This window comes from Streptomyces sp. NPDC048751 (assembly GCF_043198595.1).
GTDB lineage: Bacteria > Actinomycetota > Actinomycetes > Streptomycetales > Streptomycetaceae > Streptomyces.
Genome location: NZ_JBICUX010000001.1, coordinates 820,938 through 842,808, shown reverse-complemented (window position 1 = coordinate 842,808; position 21,871 = coordinate 820,938). Strand labels below are relative to the sequence as shown.

At 70.3% G+C, this 21,871-nt stretch carries 11 protein-coding genes; 3 read left to right on the top strand and 8 right to left on the bottom strand.

The window, feature by feature from the left end:
• Positions 1-170: 170 nt before the first annotated feature.
• The 3 genes from ACGFNV_RS03730 to ACGFNV_RS03720 form a co-directional block, all read right to left on the bottom strand.
• Entirely contained in the window at positions 171-1,130 is a 960-nt protein-coding gene (locus tag ACGFNV_RS03730; RefSeq protein ID WP_393619077.1) for a ParB/RepB/Spo0J family partition protein, read from the bottom strand.
• A 512-nt stretch (positions 1,131-1,642) separates the two neighbouring features.
• Positions 1,643-2,284, bottom strand: a complete 642-nt coding sequence (locus ACGFNV_RS03725) for a prephenate dehydrogenase/arogenate dehydrogenase family protein (protein WP_393619075.1) — start codon at positions 2,282-2,284, stop codon at positions 1,643-1,645.
• 4 nt (positions 2,285-2,288) lie between these two features.
• The gene (locus ACGFNV_RS03720; protein WP_393620006.1) at positions 2,289-2,942 is read right to left on the bottom strand and encodes an LmbU family transcriptional regulator; all 654 of its coding nucleotides are present in this window, start codon (positions 2,940-2,942) and stop codon (positions 2,289-2,291) included.
• A 707-nt stretch (positions 2,943-3,649) separates the two neighbouring features.
• On the opposite strand from ACGFNV_RS03720, the gene ACGFNV_RS03715 reads away from it, so the two are divergent.
• A complete protein-coding gene (locus ACGFNV_RS03715; protein WP_393619074.1) occupies positions 3,650-4,870 on the top strand; it encodes a metallophosphoesterase in 1,221 nt (406 codons plus the stop codon).
• A 99-nt stretch (positions 4,871-4,969) separates the two neighbouring features.
• Positions 4,970-5,875, top strand: a complete 906-nt coding sequence (locus tag ACGFNV_RS03710; RefSeq protein WP_393619073.1) for an NAD-dependent protein deacetylase — start codon at positions 4,970-4,972, stop codon at positions 5,873-5,875.
• Positions 5,876-6,135: 260 nt separating this feature from the next.
• On the opposite strand, the gene ACGFNV_RS03705 is transcribed toward ACGFNV_RS03710, so the two are convergent.
• Positions 6,136-7,629, bottom strand: coding sequence for a tryptophan 7-halogenase (locus ACGFNV_RS03705; protein ID WP_393620005.1), 1,494 nt, complete (start codon positions 7,627-7,629; stop codon positions 6,136-6,138).
• Between the two features lie 5 nt (positions 7,630-7,634).
• Positions 7,635-15,683: an SDR family NAD(P)-dependent oxidoreductase gene (locus ACGFNV_RS03700; protein ID WP_393619071.1), complete on the bottom strand. Its 8,049-nt coding sequence runs from the start codon at positions 15,681-15,683 to the stop codon at positions 7,635-7,637.
• A 63-nt stretch (positions 15,684-15,746) separates the two neighbouring features.
• Between ACGFNV_RS03700 and ACGFNV_RS03695 the strand changes: the two genes are divergently transcribed.
• Positions 15,747-16,064 (top strand): hypothetical protein, encoded by a 318-nt coding sequence (locus ACGFNV_RS03695; protein ID WP_393619070.1) that lies wholly within the window; start codon positions 15,747-15,749, stop codon positions 16,062-16,064.
• Positions 16,065-16,087: 23 nt separating this feature from the next.
• On the opposite strand, the gene ACGFNV_RS03690 is transcribed toward ACGFNV_RS03695, so the two are convergent.
• Genes ACGFNV_RS03690 through ACGFNV_RS03680 form a run of 3 tightly spaced genes read right to left on the bottom strand, consistent with a single transcriptional unit; the run spans position 16,088 to position 21,840 of the window.
• Entirely contained in the window at positions 16,088-17,116 is a 1,029-nt protein-coding gene (locus tag ACGFNV_RS03690; RefSeq protein ID WP_393619069.1) for a hypothetical protein, read from the bottom strand.
• Between the two features lie 9 nt (positions 17,117-17,125).
• Complete coding sequence (locus tag ACGFNV_RS03685) at positions 17,126-17,692, bottom strand: hypothetical protein (RefSeq protein WP_393619068.1); 567 nt, start codon at positions 17,690-17,692, stop codon at positions 17,126-17,128.
• Between the two features lie 14 nt (positions 17,693-17,706).
• Complete coding sequence (locus tag ACGFNV_RS03680; RefSeq protein ID WP_393619066.1) at positions 17,707-21,840, bottom strand: CHAT domain-containing protein; 4,134 nt, start codon at positions 21,838-21,840, stop codon at positions 17,707-17,709.
• Positions 21,841-21,871: the final 31 nt, after the last annotated feature.

Genomic DNA, 21,871 nt, shown 5'->3' with positions numbered 1-21,871 from the left:
GACCGAGCCATCTCTCCATCGTCTTCATCACACCGGGGCGGTTCAAGATTCCAGGCCCGACCCGGTGACCATGATGCCGACCGTCGACGTTCGACTGTGTGGTGGTGTTCAACCGTATGGTTCGAGCAGTTGAACGTCCCGCAGCCACCGGATCAGACCGTATTTCTCCGTCAGGCGGTGTCTCGGCCCGCGAGCTGGTCGGCCAGATGTTGCCACGCGGCGGCGCACTCGCGGGCCATGTCGATCACCATGACACGACAGTGTTCCGGCACGTTGTCCGCGATCTGGGCGATCTGCTCGACGCTGCCCGGGGCGGCGCCGCCAAGCAAGCGGAGCAAGCGTCGGCCGACGTCGGTGAACCGCAGCGATGGGTTGTTGCGCAGGCTCTGCAGCACGCGGCTGTAGTCCGGACCGGTTCGCTGCGTCGCCGTGACCGGGCGTGGTTTCAGGGCTGCCTGCTGTAGGGCGGTTGTTGCCGGCTCGCCTCGCCGCAATCTGGCGCGCACATTGCTGGCGGTGCCTACCGAGATCCGCGCTGCTTTGGCTACTTCGCGAACCGACGCGTTCGGGTTCCGGGCCAGCAGATCACTCGCACGCCGGCGTCCTTCGGTGCCGTCCTTGGGGCGAGTCCGGCCATCCTGCCCGATTCTACGCTCGAGCGTGCCAGCGATGGATGGCGATCTCAAAGACGCGACAGTGCTGGCCGCCAATCCAGTGGTCCGTGCGATCTTGCGGTCGGACCAGTGCGGGTGCGAATCCATGATCCGCGCGGCGGCAGATTTGCGCTCAGCCATCGTCAACGGCAGGCCGTGCGCACGATTCAACTCAACCGCGAGGACAAACACATCGGCTGAGGAACCATCGACGAAAACGACCTCGATCCATTCGTCGCCACGAAAACGAGCTGCCCGCAGTCTGTACATTCCGTCGATGACCCGCCGTGTCTCACGGTGCACGACAATCGGTGGCAGGACCTCCTCCGTTTCGACCAGTGCACGAATGTGTTCAGTGCTTTCGTCGGACCGCAGTAGTTCAAACGGCGGCAATAACGAAGCGATCGGAACCCGCTCCCCTTTTCCGATTGCTTTAGGTGAAATCGACGTCATCTCCTCATCACCGCTGTTACTCATATGACCCCCCATAGGACATAATGATCTGGCTTGGATCAGCGCGTGTAGGACATGGGTGACCAGACGCAGGTCTTGACCAGGCTCAGCAGCATCAAAGCACGTTCATCGCTCATTACAACGACTACCCGAATGACTCAATTCGGTCCGCGTCCAGATCGATCACGGCCATGCCTGACGTATGCACATTCGCACGGTGTGCGGAATCGTCGGCTCTACCCGGCGTGGCCTGTGAGTGGTTGACGGTGAGCCCATCGCCGACTGCCCCCGTTCGATTCTAAGTCACCGACATCGGCGCCCTGGAGGTCATCGGCGCCGTGCATGTCGAGCCGAGGGTTCGTCCTAGGCATCGGTGCCGGATCCGTGAGCGCCGGTGTTACGCGAGTGCTCACCGAGAGGGGCGTGCCGCGTGGTGAACGGAAGGCCGGATTCGAGGAGTTCGTCGAGTTGACCGCCCTCCCCGATGTCAGGCGTCCGCCGGCCACTTCCTGCGACGTAGTTCGTGCAAGAGGTCCTCAGCGTTGCGCGGAGTGACCGAAAAGGCGACCGTAGGGTCGAGGCTGTCCGGCCGCTGCGAGATGTTGATGCCGTGCATCACCAACCCCGGCGCTGGCCACGTCGCTGAAGAGGCGGGCCAGCTCGGTCGGCCGGTCGTCGACGGAAACATCTGTGGGCACGAGCGCCCACGGCCGTCCGTCGAACAGGTCGTCCTGCGCCGTCAGGGGACCGGATCCCGGCCGTCCCACCAGTGGATGACCACCCACCACAGTGGCAAGGTCACAACCCAGTACTTCCAGTTCACGCCAGCGCGAGACCTTCACTCCCGCCACGTCGACGTAGAAGCGAGCGGTTCCCCTCGACTGGTGAGACGCGACCACCGCGGTGCCACTTGGGCCGGCGGCACGGCGACCACCGCCGGGTCCACCGCTTCCGGCGGTTCCTCGGCCGTCCCGGCACCGACTGCTTCGGCAATGCACAGTGCGACGGGACTGGCGTCCATGAGGGGGGTGTCGGCGCCTTGCTTCCGCAGCGCCGGACCGGTGGACGTACCGATCATTCCAGCCCCGATCATCTCGGCCGTGCGCATTGATCTCCCGCAATCCCTTCGGGGCCGTCACGCAGCAGTGCCGTAAGGCACCGATATCGTATGAGCGCATCCGGTCAAATGGCCTTGTCGACGACGGATAAGATCCAGTCCGTCAGAGTCAGATTGCTCCCCCGCGCCGCCTCCTTCCACCGTTCGAGACGTAACTCGTCTAATTGAAGGCTGAGCTGAACCTGGCGCCGGAGATCATCTTCTTCGCCCGATATGCTGGCCCGGATCTGTTTGCGCAGCTGGTTCCTCGACCAGTTCAGTCGGACTGCGAAGTCGAGCCAGTGGTCCTGTTCGGCTTCCGAGAGAGATGCTACTTCCATGTGATGTTGGAACGTGAGGCTGTCTCGCCGGCGGGACGGCTCGAATTTTCTCGCCACCCAGGCATAATTTCGCAGCGTTTGGTAGTCAAGCTTGGTCTTCTCCATCGCCCGGCGGTATCGCTCACCATAATGGTTCTGCCCGAACACCAACCAATCACCGATCCACCAGGCCGACGAATCGCACACCGCGAGGATCCTTCCGCCGAGGCGGCACCATGCCTCCAGGGAGATATCTTGCGCGATCTGAAGCCTGGTCCTCTCGGCCGAAACCTCCAGGCCAAGATACGAGGCATGGCTTGATTGCCTGCTGTCAACGGGGGTCGCGTCCCCTGCAGTCGGTCTCACCGGAGTGGCGCCGCACCCCCCAGCCTTCGAAGCTTTCGGACCAGACGCGACCACGATGCCTCCCGTTTCCGTCGTCAGGACAAGCAAGTCGGCGCAGCCTTGGTCCATCTCAAGCACGCTGCTTCGACCGACCGATCGTCAGATTACTAACGTCGACCGTTCATGAGGAGCCGTCAGCTTGCTGACGGGCCGAGTTCGGCCACCGCCGGACCTGCCCGTCTTCCATCACCGCGGCCCTCAGCATTACGCACAGGAATTTGAGGACCGACCGGTCGCAGACGCGTTCCTCGACCGCTTGCATCAACTTCTCATGCGGAATGCCTCGAAACAGTTGGCGATATCCGTCTCCCCCCAGCGCCTGCCCCGCCATGCCTCATCGATCAAAACTTGGAGGGCATCGTGCGCCCCGCGCATGGGACCGGCTCCACCCGGAACTCCGGCCTGATGCTGACCATTTGCTGACTCCGACGCGGCAATCAGGCCCCTGACCTGCGGAAACACCCAAACGTTAGATCTTGGACTTGAACAGAGTACGCAGCACTTTGGACTCGTGAAAGACGGCTCCCTGCCTGCTTTGTGCAGGTCAAGGGCGATCTTCACTCTACAGGGGCACGCGTCGAAGTCGACGATTGTGAGGAACATCGCTTCACTGTGGGGAGAAGGCTCCCTGTCTGCGCTTCTGCCCATGAACGCCGGTCCGGCCGGCTCGAGGGCGACGGGATACAGTGCGCGAGACGGCAGCCTGGTCAGGGAGGGGAAGCGTGACCGCCACCAGCAACGCCCGGCCCGCTGAGGGTGAAGTGCCGGCGCCGCGGCAGAGCCGACTGCACCGCCTGATGCGCCACATCCCGCTGATCGCCCCCGTCCTGTTGTGGGCCGTGCCCTGCTGGGTGCTCCTGTACACCGGCCAGCACTGGCCGCTGCCCATCACACTGGTCGGCACCGCCCTGTTCGCCCTCGGCCTCATATGTATGCCGCTCACGATGGTGCGCGGCCACGGCCGACGCCAGCAGGACCGGGCCGCGATCATCGGTGACACCCTGCTGGGCACCAGCTGGGTCCTGTTCACCTGGTCCGTTCTCATCGGCGTCCTCTTGCGGCTCGCCCTGACCGTGGCCGGCGTCGGCGAGAGCCAGGACCGGGCCAGAATCGTCACGTGGGCTGTCCTCGGCGTAACCGCCGTACTGCTCGCCTGGGGGTACGCCGAGGCCCGCCGCGTGCCACGCGTGCGCCGGCTGGACGTGCAACTCCCGCGACTGGGTGCCGGGCTGGACGGCCTCCGCGTCGTCCTCATCACCGACACCCACTACGGCCCACTCGATCGCGCTCGCTGGTCGGCACGGGTGTGCGAGACGGTGAACGCTCTGGAAGCCGACTTGGTCTGCCACACCGGCGACATCGCGGACGGCACGGCCGAACGCCGCCGCGCCCAGGCCGCCCCCCTCGGTACCGTGCGGGCGACCCGGGCCCGTGTGTACGTCACCGGCAACCACGAGTACTACAGCGAGGCCCAGGGCTGGGTCGACCTGATGGACGAGCTGGGCTGGGAGCCGTTGCGCAACCGCCATCTGCTGCTCGAACGCGGAGGCGACACCCTCGTGGTGGCCGGCGTGGATGACGTCACCGCCGAGTCCTCCGGTCTGGCAGGCCACCGCGCCCACCTCGCCGGAGCGTTGAACGGCGCCGACCCCGACCTGCCCGTCCTGCTCCTGGCACACCAGCCCAAGTTCGTCGACCGTGCGGAAGCCGCCGGCATCGACCTTCAACTCTCCGGCCACACCCACGGCGGCCAGATCTGGCCCTTCCACCACCTGGTCCGCATCGACCAGCCCGCCCTCGCCGGCCTCAGCCACCACGGCACCCGCACTCTCCTCTACACCAGCCGCGGCACCGGCTTCTGGGGCCCGCCGTTCCGCGTCTTCGCCCCCAGCGAGATCACCCTGCTCGTGCTCCGCTCCCCGCACCCGCCCACCTCGCCGTAGCACCGGACGGGCCAACCCGTCCGCTGGGAGGTGTCCTCGAGCTGAGTGTGCGGCGGCAACGGATGACCGGACCGGGCTGCCGTTCCGTACCCTGACGGCATGCGCATGCGCCCCACGCTGAGCTGGACCCCTGCCGAGGACCTGCGGCCGGGTACGACGGATCTGGAACCCGTCATTGATTCGCTGCACACCGGCGGAGTGCTGGTGCTGAGCGGAGCAGGGATCTCGACGGAATCGGGCATCCCTGACTACCGGGGCGAGGGCGGGAGCCTGAGCCGACACACTCCGATGACCTACCAGGACTTCACCGCCAGCAACCATGCCCGGCGCCGGTACTGGGCGCGCAGTCACCTCGGCTGGCGCACCTTCGGCGGAGCCCGCCCCAACGCCGGGCACCGGGCCGTAGCCGCCTTCGGACGGCACGGCCTGCTCTCGGGTGCCATCACCCAGAACGTGGACGGTCTGCACCAGGCCGCCGGCAGCGAGGACGTCCTGGAACTCCACGGAGCCCTGGCCCGGGTCGTCTGCCTTTCCTGCGGTGCCTTCAGCCCCCGCCGCGAACTCGCCCGACGGCTGGAGGAGGCCAATCCGGGGTTCGAGCCCGTGGCCGCCGGGATCAACCCGGACGGTGACGCCGACCTCACGGATGAACAGGTCGGAGGCTTCCGCGTGGTGCCCTGCGCCATCTGCGGCGGCATCCTCAAGCCGGACGTCGTGTTCTTCGGCGAAGCCGTTCCGCCGCAACGGGTCGAGCACTGCCGCGAGCTCGTCGATTCCGCGACGTCGCTGCTGGTCCTCGGATCCTCACTGACGGTGATGTCAGGGCTCCGCTTCGTCCGTCAGGCGGCCCGGGCCGGAAAGCCGGTGCTGATCATCAACCTGGACCAGACCCGGGGCGACCAACACGCTCTTGCCAGGGTTTCGCTCCCACTGGGTACAGCCCTCACCACCGTGGCAGACCGGCTGGGCATTCCCGTCGACGGCCAGGAGACGGTGAGACCCTGACCGTGGAGGGAAGTGCCCGTGCCCGGGTCCGTCCCTGTCACCCGTCGCCGGACCGAACGCGCCGGCCTCCGTGCTCCTGTCGGACATGCAGGCGGTCGACGGGGCCTGGGACCGCGCTGCCGGCGGCCCGGCCCCCGGTCGAGGCAGCCGGTAGCAGCCCGGAGGCACCCCGCGTCATGCAGCCGGCGCCAGGCGAGAATGGTCAGCTCAGCCTCGCCCAGCTTCTCGGAATTGCATCCGGCGCCGATCTGTCTGCGCCCCTACGGCTCAGGTTCGACCCAGCTCAGTCCGTCCCCCGACGCCACCAGTCCGCCGGGCCGCAGAGGCGCCTCCGCCTCCAGCGGTCCGCCGAACAGCCCGCGTTCCTGAAGGACGGTCCCCTCCTGGAACACCTGTCGGAAGCTCTCGGACTCGTAGAGCGGATTGCGCAGGTCGTCGGCGTCGGGGAGGCGGCGTACGGCACGCTCGAAGTCGTCGGCGACTGCTGTCAGCCGTGCGCCCGCCGGCCCGCCCCCGGTGAGCGAGGCGTCGCCGGAGGCCAGACCACCCACCAGCTCGACGAACGCCTCGAGTTCCGTCGTGCCGACGTTGGTGACCTTGCGCGCCTTCCAGAAGTACGACCGTTCGTCCTGGTGCATGTCGTAGAAGGAGACCAGGAACTCGTGGAACAGGCCGTACTCGTGCCGGTAGCGGGCCTCGAACTCGGCGAACAGACGGTCCTCGTCCAGGGTTCGGGCGAGACAGCCGTTGATGGACCGGGCGGCGAGCAGCGCGCCGTAGGTCGCGAGGTGGACTCCGCTGGACAGCACCGGATCGACGAAGCACGCCGCGTCTCCGACGAGCACCATGCCGGGCCGCCACAGCCGTGACTTCCAGTACGACCAGTCCTTGCGTACGCGGACCCGGTCGTACGGGACTTCCGTGGCCTGCGGGACGCCGTCGAGGAAGCCGCGTACCTCCGGGCAGGCGTCGATCAGACGGCGCCAGGCGGTCGCCGGGTCCCGCTGGATCGCCTCGGCGTTCTCGCGGGCGACCACTGCTCCGACGCTGGTCAGGTCGTCCCGGAGCGGGATGTACCAGATCCAGCCCTCGTCGAAGGCAGCGCAGAAGATGTTGCCGTCGTTCGGTGCCGGGAGCCGCGCGCCGCCGGCGAAGTAACCGAACACCGCGATGTTGCGGAAGAAGTCGGAGTAGGTCCGCTTCCCGCCGACGTGCGTGTGGATCCTGCTGCCGTTGCCGGAGGCGTCCACGACGTACCGGGCGCCGGCCTCGCGGATCTCGCCGTCCGGTCCTGTCCAGCGCACTCCGCGGACCCGCTCCTCGTCGGCGATCACCCCGGTCACACGGCAGCCCTCCCGTACGTCCACGCCGACCCGGCGGGCGTTGTCGAGGAGGATCGCGTCGAACCGGGACCGCTCGACCTGGTAGGCGAACGAGGTCGGGTCGGCCAGCCGGGGCGACAGCGCGAAGGAGAACTGCCATGGGTCCCGGTTCCGGCCCCAGCGGAAGGTGCCGCCGCGCTTCGGCTTGAAGCCCGCGTCGGCCATCTCGCCCTCGACGCCGAGGATCCGGCACACACCGTGCACGGTGGAGGGGAGCAGGGACTCGCCGATCTGGTACCGGGGAAAGGTCTCCTTCTCCAGAAGGAGGACCCGATGGCCGCGCAGGGCGACGGCCGCCGAGACGGTGGCCCCCGCCGGGCCGCCGCCGACCACGATGACATCGAAGTGCTGCGCGGGCTTGGCGGAACTCACGGAACTCACTTGTCTCCCTTCGTCGTTCGTGCGTCGATCTTCGTCGTTCGTGCGTCGATCTTCGTCGTTCGTGCGTCGATCCAGCTGCGGATCGCCGACACGGTTGTCCCCGCGTGTTCCTGCATCATCGTCAGATGGTCGCCGGGGACGTCCATGACGTCGTGTGCCGACGGCCAGGACGTCCGCCAGTCATCCGCCTCGGCGGAGGCCGCCATGGCGGGCGTGGGCCGCAGCGCTCGCACCAGGAGCGTGGGCGTGGCGACCGGTTCGGGATCCCAGCCGAGGAAGATCCGGTTGTAGGCCCCCATCGCGGCCAGGGCGGTGTCGTCGTCCCCGGTGATGACGACCGGCTGTCCGACGTCCTGCGGCGGCGGTGCGGCCAGGGACAGCAGCCAGTCCTTGTCGCTGTTGTCCGCCGTGATGTGGTACGTGTCCAGCAGCACCAGGCCGTTGGGTGCCCGGCCCGATTTTTCCAGCTGGTGGGCCACCAGATGCGCCACATTGCCGCCCGCCGACCGTCCTACGACCACGAACGGCCCGTCCCCGACGTGCCGCAGCACGCTCTCGGCCTGCGTGTGCGCCAGCGCGGCGCGGTCCTCCGGGACGGCGGCACCGGCGCCGATACCAGGGTGCGGGAATTCCAGGACCTCCAGGTCCTTGTGGAAAGCGCGGTGGAAGCGGGGGAAGTCTCCGCCGTCCGACGCGAGCGAGGGATGGTAGGCCGGGAAGTAGACGACCGTCGGCCTTCCGGAGCCGGGGCGGCCGTGGGAGCGGCGGATCGGGGGCAGAGCGTGCTCGCGGGCTTGGGCGGCCGTGAAGGAGGGCAGTGCCCAGGACGCGGTGACGAGCAGGTGCATCGCCGCCACCGGTTGTCCGCAGGCGCTGACCGTCCGGAACAGCGAGGAGAGGGTGTACGCGGGCCGCTCGGCCTCAGGGGCCTCGGGTGCCTCGGCGGCACCAGGGGCCTCGGGGGCGGCTGCGGCGGCCGGTTCGCCGTCCAGCAGGCCGAGCAAGTGGCGTGCCAGCTCCTCGGCGGTGCGGTGCTCGAACACCACTGCCGCCGACAGCCGGAGCCCCAGCGCCATGCTCAGCCGGTTGCGGATCTGCACGGCGGTGAGAGAGTCGAACCCCAGGTCAGCGAGGCTCTTGCCGGCCGGCAGCGCGTCGGCGTGCGGATATCCGAGCACCGCGGCCACATCGGTCCGCAGCAGCTCCACGAGCGCCGCCTCCCGCTCGACCGGCGACATGGGGGCCAGCCGTTTCCGCCAGACTCCCGGCTCCAGCATCTGCCCAGGAGAGCCGGCGGAGCCGGGGGCCGTCGCAGCGGCGGTCGGCCGGTGCTGACGGACGAGTCCGCGCAACAGTGGCGGCAGGTGCCCCGCACCGGACCGAAGCGCTGCCCGGTCCAGCAGGATCGGCGCCAGGACCGGCTCCGCCGAGCGCAGCGCGGCGTCGAACAGGGCCAGGCCCTGCTGTGTGGACAGCGGCACCAGCACGTCGCGTGGGTGTGGGCGCTGTGCGCGCTGTTGGGGCTGCTCCGTCGCCATGCCGCCGGCGTGCTCCCACGGGCCCCACGCCAGCGACAGCGTCGGCAGCCCTTCCGCGGCGCGGCGGTGGGCGAGGGCGTCGAGGAAGGAGTTCGCGGCCGCGTAGTTGCCCTGGCCCGCCCGGCCCAGCAGGCCGGAGACGGAGGAGAACACGACGAACGCCGAGAGACCCATGTCCCGGGTCAGTTCGTGCAGATTCCAGGCCGCGTCGGCCTTCGGGCGCAGCACGGCCGCCATCCGCTCGGGGGTCAGCGAGTCCAGCACGCCGTCGTCGAGGACCCCGGCGGCGTGCACCGCGGCGGTCAGCGGCGGCTCACAGTGCTTGACGACCTCGGCCAGCGCGGCACGGTCGGCCGCATCACAGGCGACGATGCCGACCTGGGCTCCCATCTCCTCCAGGTCGCCGCGCAGTTCCCGGGCTCCTGGCGCCTGCGGACCACGGCGTCCGGTCAGCAGCAGATGCCGTACGCCGTGTTCGGCGACCAGGTGACGCGCCAGTTCCGCACCCAGCGCGCCGGTGCCTCCGGTGATCAGCACCGTCCCGCCCGCGCCGAAGGCAGCCCCCGCGGCTGAGGCGTCCCCGGCCGGGACAAGACGCGGAACCGTCACCTGGCCGTCCCGCACACGGAGTTGATCCTCACCGGTGGCGACAGCCGACGGCAGCATCCGCAGCGACTCGGGCCGCTCGTCCACATCCACCAGAACGACACGACCGGGCAGCTCCGACTGCGCGGCACGCACCAGTCCCCAGACCGCCGCACCCGCCAGGTCGGGCACCGGCCCGGTGGCGTCCCGCGTCACCACGACCAGCCGTGAGCCCGCCGTACCGGGATCGTCCTGCCAGTCCTGAAGCGTTTTGAGCAACCTGCCGGTCAACTCGTGCACGGCGGACAGCGGATCGGAACCGGTCGCTCGCGCGACAGCCGTGACGGCGACGAACTCGGCGTTCACGGCGCCGGGCAGAAACCCGGCGAGGTTCAGCTCGTCCGGCCCGCGCACCGCCCATGCGCGCTCGTCGGCGTGGCCGGGGACTTCGAGGGCGGCCCATTCAGGGCGCAACAGAGCCCTTCGTACGATGTCGTCCGTCATGCCGGCCGTCATGTCAGCTGCGTCGGCCGGCAGTTCCCTGGTGGCCAGTGAGTCCACGCGCGCCACGAGTCGGCCGGAAGGGTCGGCCAGCGTCAGCGAGACCGTGTCCGGGCTCAGTGCTGTCACCTTGACCCGCAGCTCCGTGGCTCCCGAGGCGTGCAGGCTCACGCCGCTCCATGCGAACGGCACCCGCACCGTGCTCGTGTCGGGGGGCGCGGCCAGCAGGGGCGCGTGCGACGCGGCGTCGAACAGGGCGGGGTGGAGTCCGAAGCGGCCCACTTCCGAGGTGTGCGAGGCGGGCAGCCGGACCTCCGCGAAGACGTCGTCGCCGCGCCGCCAGAGTGCGCCGACCCCCTGGAAGGCGGGCCCGTAGACGAGCCCGGCATCGGCGAGGGCGGCGTACGCGTCGGTGAGATCCAGCGTCTCGGCGCCCTGGGGCGGCCACGCGGTCAGTTCGCCCTCCGCGGCACGTCCGCGGCCCAGCTGACCGGTGACGTTCCGGGTCCACGGGGCGTCCTCGGCGGACTCCTCCGGCCGGGAATAGATGTCGACCGGCCGTCGGCCCGAGTCGTCCCGCGCACCCACCACGACCTGCACCCGCATCTCCGCGGAACCGGGCAGGGCGAGCGGCGACAGCATCACGAGGTCGTCGACCGCACCGCAGCCCACCTCGTCACCCGCACGCACGGCCATCTCCACGAACACTGTCGCCGGCACCATCACCCTCCCGGCGACGACATGGTCCGCGAGCCACGGGTGGCTCGCCAGGGACAACAGCCCGGTCAGCACCGTCCGTTCGGTGTCCGGCACCGGGAACGCCGGGCTCAGCAGCGCCCCGGCACCGGCCGCCGCCGGGGGCGGTGCGTCCAACCAGTACCGCTGCCTCTGGAAGGCGTACGTCGGCAGGTTCACGCGCCGCGCGCCAGAATCCGCGTACACCGCCGTCCAGTCGACAGCGGCGCCGGCCACATGCAGCCGCGCCACGGCCGACAGAAGCGTTTCCGGTTCGTAGGCACCGCCCCGTGTGGCCACGGCGAGAACCGAGCCGTTCGGGGACGCGTCGGTCAGGCAGTCGGTGGCCGCCGCGGTGAGTGCGGGCCCGGGACCGAGTTCCAGGTAGGCCGAGACCCCGTCGTCCGCGAGCCGGCGCACGGCGTCGGCGAAGCGCACGGGCAGCCGGGCGTGCCGCGTCCAGTACTCGGGCGAGCACAGGTCCGCAGGCTCGGCGGGGCGGCCCGTCACGGTGGAGACGATCGGGATACGCGGCGGTCGGAAGGTCAACTCGCGGGCGATCCCCAGAAATTCGTCGAGCATCGGCTCCATCAGGGGCGAGTGGAAGGCGTGACTCACCCGCAGCCGTACGGCCCTGCGACCTCGCGTCTCGAAGTCGGCCGCGACCGTGAGCACCGCGTCCCGCGCGCCCGAGATCACCACTGAACGAGGCCCGTTGACGGATGCGATCGCCACCTGCGCCCCGAACTCCGCAAGCGCCGTGACGGCTTCCTCCTCGGTCGCGTCCAGCGCCACCATCGCGCCGCCGTCGGGCAGCGCCCGCATCAGCCGGCCGCGAGCGGCGACGAGCGTCGCCGCGTCGGGCAGATCGAGTACGCCGGCGACATGCGCGGCCGTCAGCTCGCCGACGGAGTGGCCCACAAGCCGGTCGGCTCGAACGCCCCACGACTGAAGCAGCCGGAACAGCGCCACCTCGAACGCGAACAGTCCGGCCTGCGTGAAGTCCGTACGGTCCACAAGTGCCGCCTGCGGTGAGCCCGGCTCGGCGGACAGCACCGCGCTCAGCGGCTGTGGGAGCCGGTCGTCCAGGTGCCGGCAGGCCTCGTTGAAGGCTTCGGCGAAGACGGGGAAGGCGGCGCCCAGTTCGGCACCCATCCGGGGGCGCTGGGCGCCTTGTCCGGTGAACAGGAAGGCGGTACGGACCTCCGGGTCCACCAGTCCTCGTACGACTCCCGGTGCGTCCCGGCCCCGCGCGAACGCGCTCAGCGCGTCCAGCATCCGTGTCCGGTCACCGGCCGGCACGATCGCCCGATGGGCGAGTGCGGAGCGCGACACCGCCAGCGAGTAGCCGACGTCGGCGGGCGACAGGTCCGGCCGGTTCGCCACTTCGGCCGCGAGTCGTCGGGCCTGGGCGCGCAGGGCGGTTTCGTCGGCGGCGGAGAGCAGCCACGGCACCGGCGGCGGCGCGGCTGTCTCCGGGGAGAGGGCCGTCTCCCTCCCCGGCGCCTCCTCCAGAATCACATGCGCGTTGGTCCCGCCGATCCCGAAGGCCGAGACCCCCGCACGCCGCGGCCGGTCCGAGGCCGGCCAGGGGCGGGGCTCGGTGAGCAGTTCCACCCGGCCCGAGGACCAGTCCACGTGCGGTGTCGGCGAGTCGGCGTGCAGGGTCCGGGGCAGTTCACCGTGGTGCATGGCCTGCACCATCTTGATGACGCCGGCCACTCCGGCCGCGGCCTGCGTGTGCCCGAGGTTGGACTTGACCGAGCCGAGCCACAGCGGCTCCTCGCGGCCCTGCCCGTACGTGGCCAGGAGTGCCTGCGCCTCGACGGGATCGCCCAGCCGGGTGCCCGTACCATGGGCCTCCACCACGTCCACGTCAACGGCGCGCAGCCCCGCGTCCGCCAGCGCCTGCGTGATCAGCCGCCGCTGAGCCGGCCCGTGGGGCGCGGTGAGCCCGTTGGAGGCGCCGTCGGAGTTGACGGCGGAGCCGCGGAGCACGGCCAGGACCGGATGGCCGCGCCGCCGCGCGTCGGACAACCGCTCCAGCAGGACGAGTCCCACGCCCTCGCCCCAGGCCGTGCCGTCGGCTGCCGCCGAGAAGGACTTGCAACGCCCGTCCGGCGACAGCCCGCGCTGTCGGCTGAAGGCCAGGAACGGCTTGGGCGTCGCCATCACCGTGACCCCACCGGCCAGCGCCAGCGAGCACTCGCCCGAGCGCAGCGCCCGCGCCGCCCAGTGCAGCGCGACGAGGGAGGACGAGCACGCGGTGTCGACCGTGATCGCGGGACCGCGCAGGCCGTACGCATAGGAGATCCGCCCGGAGGCCACGCTGCCCGCCGAGCCCAGGCCCAGGTGCGCCTCCAACTCGTGGGAACGGGTGAAGCGGGCGGAGTAGTCGCCGTGCATCACGCCGACGAACACGCCGGTGTCGCTCTCGCGCAGCGACGTTGGGTCGATCCCGGCCCGCTCCCACACCTCCCAGGACGTCTCCAGGAGCAGCCGCTGCTGCGGATCCATCGCCAGCGCCTCGCGCGGCGAGATCCCGAACAGCCCGGCGTCGAACTCTGCGGCCCGGTGCAGGAATCCTCCGTGGCGCGCGTACGACGTGCCGATCCGGTCGGGATCGGGGTCGTACAGGGCGTCCAGGTCCCAGCCGCGGTCGGTCGGGAACTCCGAGACGGCGTCCCGGCCCTGCGACACCAACTCCCACAGATCCTCGGGTGAGTCGACGTCACCGGGATACCGGCAGCCCATGGCGACGATCACGATCGGATCGTCCTGAGGAGCCCGGTCCGGTCCGCCGTACGACCGCGGGCTTCCCCCAGGCTCGCCCTCGCTGAGCGCGACGCGCAGGTACCGAGCCACCCCGGCCGGTGTCGGATGGTCGAACACCAGCGTCGCCGACAGGCTCAGACCGGTCAGCGCACCGAGCCGGTCCACCAGCTCGACCACGCCGACGGACGTCATGCCGAGATCGGCGAAGGAGCTGCCCGCGTCGGGCAGATCGCCCGGCACAGGCCGGCACACCTCGGCCGTCTCGCAAAGCACCACCTCCCGTAGCGCACGCTCCTGGTCGTCGGGCGAGAGGGACAGCAGCCGCTCACGCAGGTCGGTCGGGGCGGTGTCGCCCGCGACCGCGACGGCCGGAGCAGGGGCGACCAGCTCGTGCCGGACGATCTTGCCGGACGCGGTGCGCGGGACGGCGGCGATCTCGCGGACCTCGGCCGGCACCTTGTAGTCGGCCAGCCGGATACGGCACTCGGCAAGCACCCGCCGTGCGTCGAGCCCGCCCGGGCCCGGTACGACGAAGGCCACCGGCACCTCGCCCAGCACGTCGTGCGGCACGCCCACGACCACGGCCTCGGACACACCGGGACACTGCGACAGCGCCTGCTCGATCTCCGTCGGATGGATGTTCTCGCCCCCGCGGATGATCAGCTCGCTGACCCGGCCGGTGAGCTCGAGATGGCCGTGTTCGACGCGGTGTCCGAGGTCGCCGGTGCGGTACCAGCCGTCCCGCAGCGCGGCGGCCGTCGCCTCGGGCTGCTCGTGATAGCCGGTCATCAGGCTCGGCCCACGTACCCAGACCTCGCCCTCGGCGCCGTCCAGGACGTCCTCGCCGCTCCGGGGGTCGACGACACGTACGTCCATGCCGGGGACCGGGGGCCCGCAGGAACCGTCGACCCTGGGGCCCTCCGGACGGTTCACCGCGATCATGCCGCAGGTCTCGGTACTGCCGTACGCGTCGAGCAGCGGCGCCCCGAGGATCTCCTCCACGCCCGCCCGCAGTGCGGGGCCGCTCGGGGCGCCGGCCACGACGCACAGCCGCAGCGCCGGCGGGGCGTCCCCGGCCGAGTCGACCAGCCGGTGATACGTCGCAGGAACGCCGGCCAGCATGGTGAACGGCCCGCCGAGCCCCTCGTACGCCGTGAGCAGCTCCTGCCGCAGACCGCCCGGCGCCAACAGATCGCCGGCGATCCTGGCGCTCGCGCCCACGGCCGTCACGCCCAGGATCGCCAGCGAGTGCCCGAAGCTGTGGAACAGCGGAAGCGGCCAGAGCAGCCGGTCGTCGGGCGACAGACCGAAGATCGGGGCGTAGCAGGCGGCCACGGACCACAGCGCGGCCCGCTGCGTGGACAGCACGCCCTTGGGCCGGTGGGTGGTGCCGGAGGTGTACAGCATCCAGGCCGGATCGTCGAGCCCCAGCAGGTCGATCTCCGCCGGCCCTTCGCTCTCGGCCGCGCTCCGGAACAGCTGGGCGCCGTCCGGGATGGTGCCGGTCCCGGTGACCAGGACGTCCAAGGCGTCGTACGGCGGTGCCAGGCGCCGCAGTTGTGCGAGGTGCGCGGCGTCGGTGATGACGAAGGCTGCGCCGCTGTCCTGGAGGAAGTGGGCCAGCTCGGCGTCGGAGGACCGCGGATTGAGCGGGACGCCGACCATCCCGGCCCGCAGCACGGCGAGGCAACTCTCCACCATCTCCACACAGTTGCCGAGGCAGATCGCGACGCGGTCGCCACGGCGAAGTGCCGTGCGGGTGAGATACCCGGCCAGCGCGCGGGTGCGACCCTCCAGCTCGGCGTAGGTGACGCTGCGCGAGGAGTCGGAGTAGGCGACCCGCTGCGCCGCCGACTCGGCGTGCTCCTTCAGCAGCTCCGGCAGCGGCCGGTTCAGCTCCTCACGCCACATGGTCCCGCCTTTCAAGTCCCTCGCTGCGCAACGCTGTTGAGCCTACGTGGACAGTCGGCCGTGATGGTCCGGACGGCGCCGGTGTGCCACAGGCACGCGCCCGAACAGCGCGTGTCGATGACGGCCGGCCTGCTCGTCCTCATGCTCTGGGGGCTGCCCAAAGGCCCGACCGAGCCGCAGTTGCACGGAACGCTTGCCGGCCAGGACATCGCCGTCACCCTGCGCACCCACCGCCCCGTCCCGCCTGGCCAGCCCTTGAACCAGCGCCTGACCTCCGCCCGGACACCGTCCGGCCCGATGCTGACCATGACCGCCGGAGTGACGGTCATCACGGACATCCTTCAAGGGGAGCTGCGTAGGCTTGTGCCGTCGTCGCGGTGAACCACGCGCTTTCGGTGGTGTGGTCAGGGGTGACCGGCGACCAACAGGAAGGCTGAGCCGGTGATGCAGACCGCGAGGGCTGTCACGGCGGTGCAAGCACCCAGTGACATGATCATGACTCGGGCGCCCCGGTCGGCCATGGGTCGGGACGGCGTCGGTTCCTCGATGCCGTCCCGCACCCCACGCCACCACAACAGGGACAGCTCCTGCCAGCGTCGCCGCTCTCCGGCCGCGGTGCGGGGCTCGGTGCCGTCCAGATGCCGCAGCAGGTCAGTCCGGTAGACGTCGAAGGCCACCTTGACCTGCTCCGCGTAGCCGACAGCGGCGCTCACCCCCGTCATGTACGAGATCCATGCCGCGAGCGCTCCTCCGCCGAAGCACACGGCGAAGAGCCACCAGCTCTGCTGTGTCACGAGGAGCGCCGTACCGGAGAGCGCGGCGAAGAGTGCGAACAGCGTCGCCATGACCAGTCTGCACTCCAGGTCGGCCCGTGCCGCCGCGAGGCCCGCGACGACGCGGTCGGGCAGCAGGGGATACAGGCGCGGCCACACCAGGACGGCGTCGAGGCCGTAACGCAGCCGGGGATACCGCTCGGCGCTCTTCAGCACGTTGCCGAGCCGGGTCGGCCTGACCTGTTCCGGCTGGGTCTCCGGGGGATAGCAGTCGTTGAGGACCGCTTCTGTCCGCCGGTCGGTGAGCGCCTCCTGGGCCAGGCGCCGCTGCCGGCCGCGGTGCCAGGTGCTGCCCAGTTCACCGACGACCCTGCCCAGCGAGGTGGGCCAGTACCCGGCGTACCAGCGCACCAGTTGGTCGCTCCACCCGGCCAGCAGGGTGGCGATCAGGAGGGCAGCGACGAACGCGACGGCGATCAGGAGTGTCTTGTCGTACGCCCCCAGCCGCGACCAGTCGGCTCTGGCCCGACGGGCGCCGAGGGCGACGACCGCGCCGAGCACCGCGGATCCCCAGACGAACGCCAGACTGGGGAGGAACGCGACGAGGAGGAAGCGGCGGTCGAGGACGCCCGCGCTCTCCTTGACAAGGGAGGTCAGCACCGCCTGCCGTCACCCGCTTTCGAGCCGGTGCGGGTCGGTGGTGGCGGCGCACTCGGGTGGGTTGTCGGGATCGAAGATGCGAATGCGCTGCAGGGGGGTGCCACAGCGTCGGCAGCGGACGGTGGCCAGGCCGATCTGTGGATCACCGTCGGCCGGGTCCGGCGTGCTCCCGTTCAGGCCCGCCCCCATGACGTCGGGCTGAATACCGACGCCGTCCTCGTCGATGAACCGGTCGATGGGTTCCCTCGGTACGACGCCGACGATGCTGCCCTGTCCGTCGGCGACCGCCACGGCGACGACGGGTAGGTTCAGCAGGGTCACCGCCGGACTCTCCAGGAAGTCGGGCAGGGTGCTTCCGGCGTTCACCACCACCAGCGGTGGCAGGGGCGCCGCCGGATCCCGCAGTGGCGGGGACGACCGACGCAGCCGTTCGGCTTCGATGAGCGTGAAGGGGACGCCGTCCTCGACGACGATCACGTAGCCGTCGACGCCGAGGAGAGCGTCGGCGAGATCGTCCGGACGGAGCGCGGCGTCGACCGTCGTGACCGAGCACTCGGCCATCTCTCCGAACTTCATGGTCGGTTCGATCCTCAACCCCCGCCCCCTACGACAACGAACGGTGCCCAGTAGTAAGGATGGTCGAAGACGGGCACGGCGTAGTCCGTCGTGCCGCGCCTGCCTCGCGCAATTCCCAGGCGCGCCCGCGTGGCACCGGCCTGCGCGCGCTGCGCGTGGCGGGTCCCTGTCCGCTGCGTGCGCACCACCGCCGTGAAGCCGTCAAGGGCCGCCCGGTAGTCGCGGGCCCGCAGACGTGCGTCGGCGACCTGGAGGGCAACGGTGGCCTCCGCCGCACGCGACTGCCCCGCGAAGCCCTCGCAGTGGGCGACGACTTCGGCGGCCGTGATCCGGCGCAGTTCGAGCTGGGCCCGACGGAGGGCGGCGGCGTCGCTCATCCCGTCGAGCCGGAACCGGTAGAAGGCACGCATGAGAAGGCTGGTCGACAGGTCGTCCACGGGCCACAGGCCGACGACCACCGAGTGCACGCCCGCGTAGAGCAGTGCCCTGGTGAACCCCATCAGTTCGTCTCCGGGCCTGTCCCCGTTCCGTCCGGACTCACAGGCACTGAGCGTGACGAGGTTCGCCGGAAGAGACAGTTCGAGAATGTCCGCAGCCGTCAGCCGTGCGTCTCCTCGGCGGTCCGGCGCCATCAACAGGCCTGAGTTCATGGGCTGGTTGTCGTCGAACCGGCCGTGGCAGGCGAGATGCAGTACGTCGACCCCGCGGGGCACGCGGGCGAGGGCCGCGGTCATTTGGGGCTTGGTGGCCTCCCGGCCCACGAAGAGCCGCGCTCGCTCGCCGTAGAGGGCGGCGATCTCGGCACTCTGCTGCCGGGCGTGGAGAAGAGGCCGCTTGGTGTGGCCGTCCGCGAAGACCAGCGCCGCCGTTCGGCCGTCGTCGTACTTGTCGACCGTGTACGACGCGGTCGACGCGCTGGGGGTGTATCGGACCGGGTGCCGGTCGGCGACGCAGACGTGGGCATCGATCCGCAGCGCGTGCAGGGGGATCCGGTGGAGCGGGCCGTGGGGCACGAACCAGAGGGTGTCGCCCTCGGCGCACCACCGCGCGAGCGGGGCGACCAGCGGGGCGAGCTCGTCCTCCCAGGTCCCGCGTCGGCTGTACCTGAGGTTCCGTGCGGAGTGCTCCGAGGAGAACAGGTCCCGGGTCAGCTCGCCGAGCCGCCTCCGGGACAGGGGTATGTCGACGATCTCCGGCCGGGCGAGGTCTGCGCGGCCGATGAACAGCAGTGTGCTCTCCTCGGTGACCAGGTACTCCGCCAGGACCGTTCCGGTGCGCGCACGGCGGAGGAGTCCGCGAACGGTTTCGTAGTCGGCCGGAACGGCGGCGCGCAGTGCGGCGTATTCCGCCAGCTTCCGGTAGTCGAGCATCCGGCTCCAGCAGCTCGTCAGTTCCGTTTGCGCGGAGCGCAGTTCCACCACGGAGGCACGCCGCAGGCCGGTCTGCCGGACCTGGTCGCGCGCCTTCGTGAGGCGTTGCACGGCGGCCCGTTCCTCCTCGATGAGCGGCTCGTCGGCCAAAGCGGCCGGAACCCGCATACGGCTGCCCAGCAACTCCGTCAGCGCCCGTGAACCCGAACTCTCCATGATCTCGAAGGCGAGGGTAGCCGACTCCTCGAACTCGGCGGATCCGCCGTCATGGGACTCGACCGTCAGCAGCCGGACCACGGCCTCGTACATCGCGGCGGCCTGTTCGAAGAGGGCGACGCGCAGGTCGTCGTCGACGATCCTGGCCCTCAGTTCCTCGTAGTGGCCGACCGCGTAGAGGAGGAATCTGCGGGCCGAGCGCGGATCGATGCCGCGCAGCGCCAGCCCGAAAGCGCCACAGAGCCAGAACGCCATCGGCACCAGCCCCAGTTGCTCCAGGGTCCGGCTCGCTTTCTCAACCTGCCGGACGACGCGCCCGTACCGCCGTGTCTGCCAGTTCCGCACCGCCGATCGGACCTGGGACATCACCGGCTCCGGCAGGCCGGCGAGCGCGTAGTCGAGCTGGAGCATGGGGTGCGGCACGTCGTCCTCGACGGTCTCGGATTCCGGCCCCCGCAGCGCGCCCGGACTGAGCTGCTCGACCGCCGAGAGGATCCAGAAGTCGGTGCGCGGCATCAGCATCACGGAGAGCGTGAACGCGCGGCCCTCGAACTTGCCGTTGAGTCTGTCCATGGTCCGCAAGTCGTTCTGGCTGACAGCCGTTTCGTCGGCTTGGCCGAAGGCTTCCTTCGCGGCGTCCTGCCGGCCCAGCCTGAGGTGGAACGCCCCCGTCAGCAGCAGTGCGCGGCGGCGCAGCAAAGGCAGGACCGCCTGGTCGCCGAGGACCGGAGCCAGGGTTGGCAGGGACTTCTCCGGGGTGAGGCTGCCCGCCAGCGAGGAGGAGACACGGCTGTCGGCCGCGAGGTCGCGTTCACCCGCGGTCTCCCAGATCCGAGCGGCCTGCAGGAACGACGCGGCTGCCTCCTCGCGGAAGCCGAGGACCTGGTAGACCTCGCCCAGGCCACGGGCGCAGAACCCGTCGATCAGGCGCTGTCCGGCGCGGTACTTCGTCAGCTCCGTCCCGGACAGCCGCCGACCGGCGCAGGCGTCCGCCTCCTTGAGCAGCTCCGCCGCATCGTCGATCCAGGAAATCACCCATTCGTCCAGCCGCACCCCGGCCGAACCGGGCGCCCGCCAACGGCGGGCGATGCGCTCCGGTGGAGCTGAGCGATTGCCCCGTGCGTGCTCCAGTCCTTCCTTGATGAGGGTCCGCGGCAGGGTGAAGTCGGGGTAGCCGCTCCGGTCCGCGATCGCGTCGTGCAGCCAGGCCCGCTGCATCCGGTACCGGTGCATCGGCGTCGCACGCACGTAGAGGGAGGCGTCCAGCCGCTGTTGGACCAGCCCCGTGCGCCGGACCAGTAGCACACAGAGCGCCGATACGGCGGCGACCAGCCACAGCGCGGCCTGCCGCAGCCGCGCGTCCGGATGATGGACGACAGCCAGGAGCAGGCCCAGCGCCGGGCCCGGGAAGAACCCGTAGCCGGCGGCCAGCGCCAGCCTGAGACGCGGTCCGGCGTAGTCGGTCGCGAAGCGTGACAGCGTGGTGGTGTGGGCGAGTTGCAGGAAAAACGCCGCATACGCGCCCGACAACGCGACCGCGACGGAGTGGTCGTGGAGGAACACGTGATCGCGCCAGACGTGAATCAGCCACTCGCCCATCGGGCCCGCCGCCAGGACGGTGAGGCCGACGGCCCAGATGCCTGATGCCAGGCGGACCTCCTGACGGGTCTGCCGGATCAGCCGCCCGCTCTCGACGAGGAGATACCAGTGCAGTGCACTCAGCGCGGCGGCCGCCAAGACCGTCGGCACGTCCGGAGCGTCGGCGGTGGCGACGGCGATCAGCGGCGCCAGCCCGGCCAGCACGGCGAATCCGTCGACCAGCGATACGCCGATGTCCGGCTCTTCCCTCAGGAGACAGGCGAGGTAGGAGGGGTGGCGCCACCAGCCGAGCAGCTGACGTCGGTACGCTCGGAAGGGGCCGATCGAGGCCGCGAGCCCCAGCGGAACCAGCCACCACAGCAACGCGGGACCCACCCCCGAGGCAGCGAGCGCGGTCCCCATGCCGACGCCCGCCGCGAAATTGCCGAACAGCCCCAGCAGCAGACCGAGGAGCATGAGGAGCAGTGGGCCGGTCTCCCGCACCTGTTCGCCGAGCGGCTGCGCCAGCCACCAGCCGATTGTCCCCCAGAACACAGCCCGCCCGGCACCGAACCGCATCACGGTGGCCCAGGCCAGCAGCGCGAGGGTGAGAAGGGGCCATAGCAGGCGCCTTTTCAGCCAACGCTGGAAGAGGCCGTAGACCACGACGGCGGCCGCCACGCCGGCTGCGACCGTGGTTCCCAGCGTGTCGCTGAACAGCCTCAGGAACAGCCAGGCGATCCCTCCCCAGAGCGCAGAGAACAGAACAAGCAGCACGGGGGCGACGATCCACCAGCGCAGCCGGGGGCTGCGTATCAGTTTGACCGTCTCGAGCAGGCAGAGCACGACGGCCACTGCGGTGACCGCCCAGCGCAATCGGTCGTCATCAGTGAACTGAGCGGCGATGAACCACGCCGCACCGCCCCACAGGACGCATTCGGTAGAGGTCGAGAAGAGGGCCCGGAACACTTGCGATGCGGACACCGGAAAACGTTAGGACGCCCGCCCGCCTCCA

What these genes read in the sequence shown, in the direction of transcription:
- ACGFNV_RS03700 (WP_393619071.1), bottom strand. Translation starts at nt 15,683, where the DNA reads ATGTGGCGTGAGGAGCTGAACCGGCCGCTGCCGGAGCTGCTGAAGGAG.
- ACGFNV_RS03695 (WP_393619070.1), top strand. Translation starts at nt 15,747, where the DNA reads ATGGTCCGGACGGCGCCGGTGTGCCACAGGCACGCGCCCGAACAGCGC.
- ACGFNV_RS03730 (WP_393619077.1), bottom strand. Translation starts at nt 1,130, where the DNA reads ATGAGTAACAGCGGTGATGAGGAGATGACGTCGATTTCACCTAAAGCA.
- ACGFNV_RS03710 (WP_393619073.1), top strand. Translation starts at nt 4,970, where the DNA reads ATGCGCATGCGCCCCACGCTGAGCTGGACCCCTGCCGAGGACCTGCGG.
- ACGFNV_RS03685 (WP_393619068.1), bottom strand. Translation starts at nt 17,692, where the DNA reads ATGAAGTTCGGAGAGATGGCCGAGTGCTCGGTCACGACGGTCGACGCC.
- ACGFNV_RS03725 (WP_393619075.1), bottom strand. Translation starts at nt 2,284, where the DNA reads ATGCGCTCATACGATATCGGTGCCTTACGGCACTGCTGCGTGACGGCC.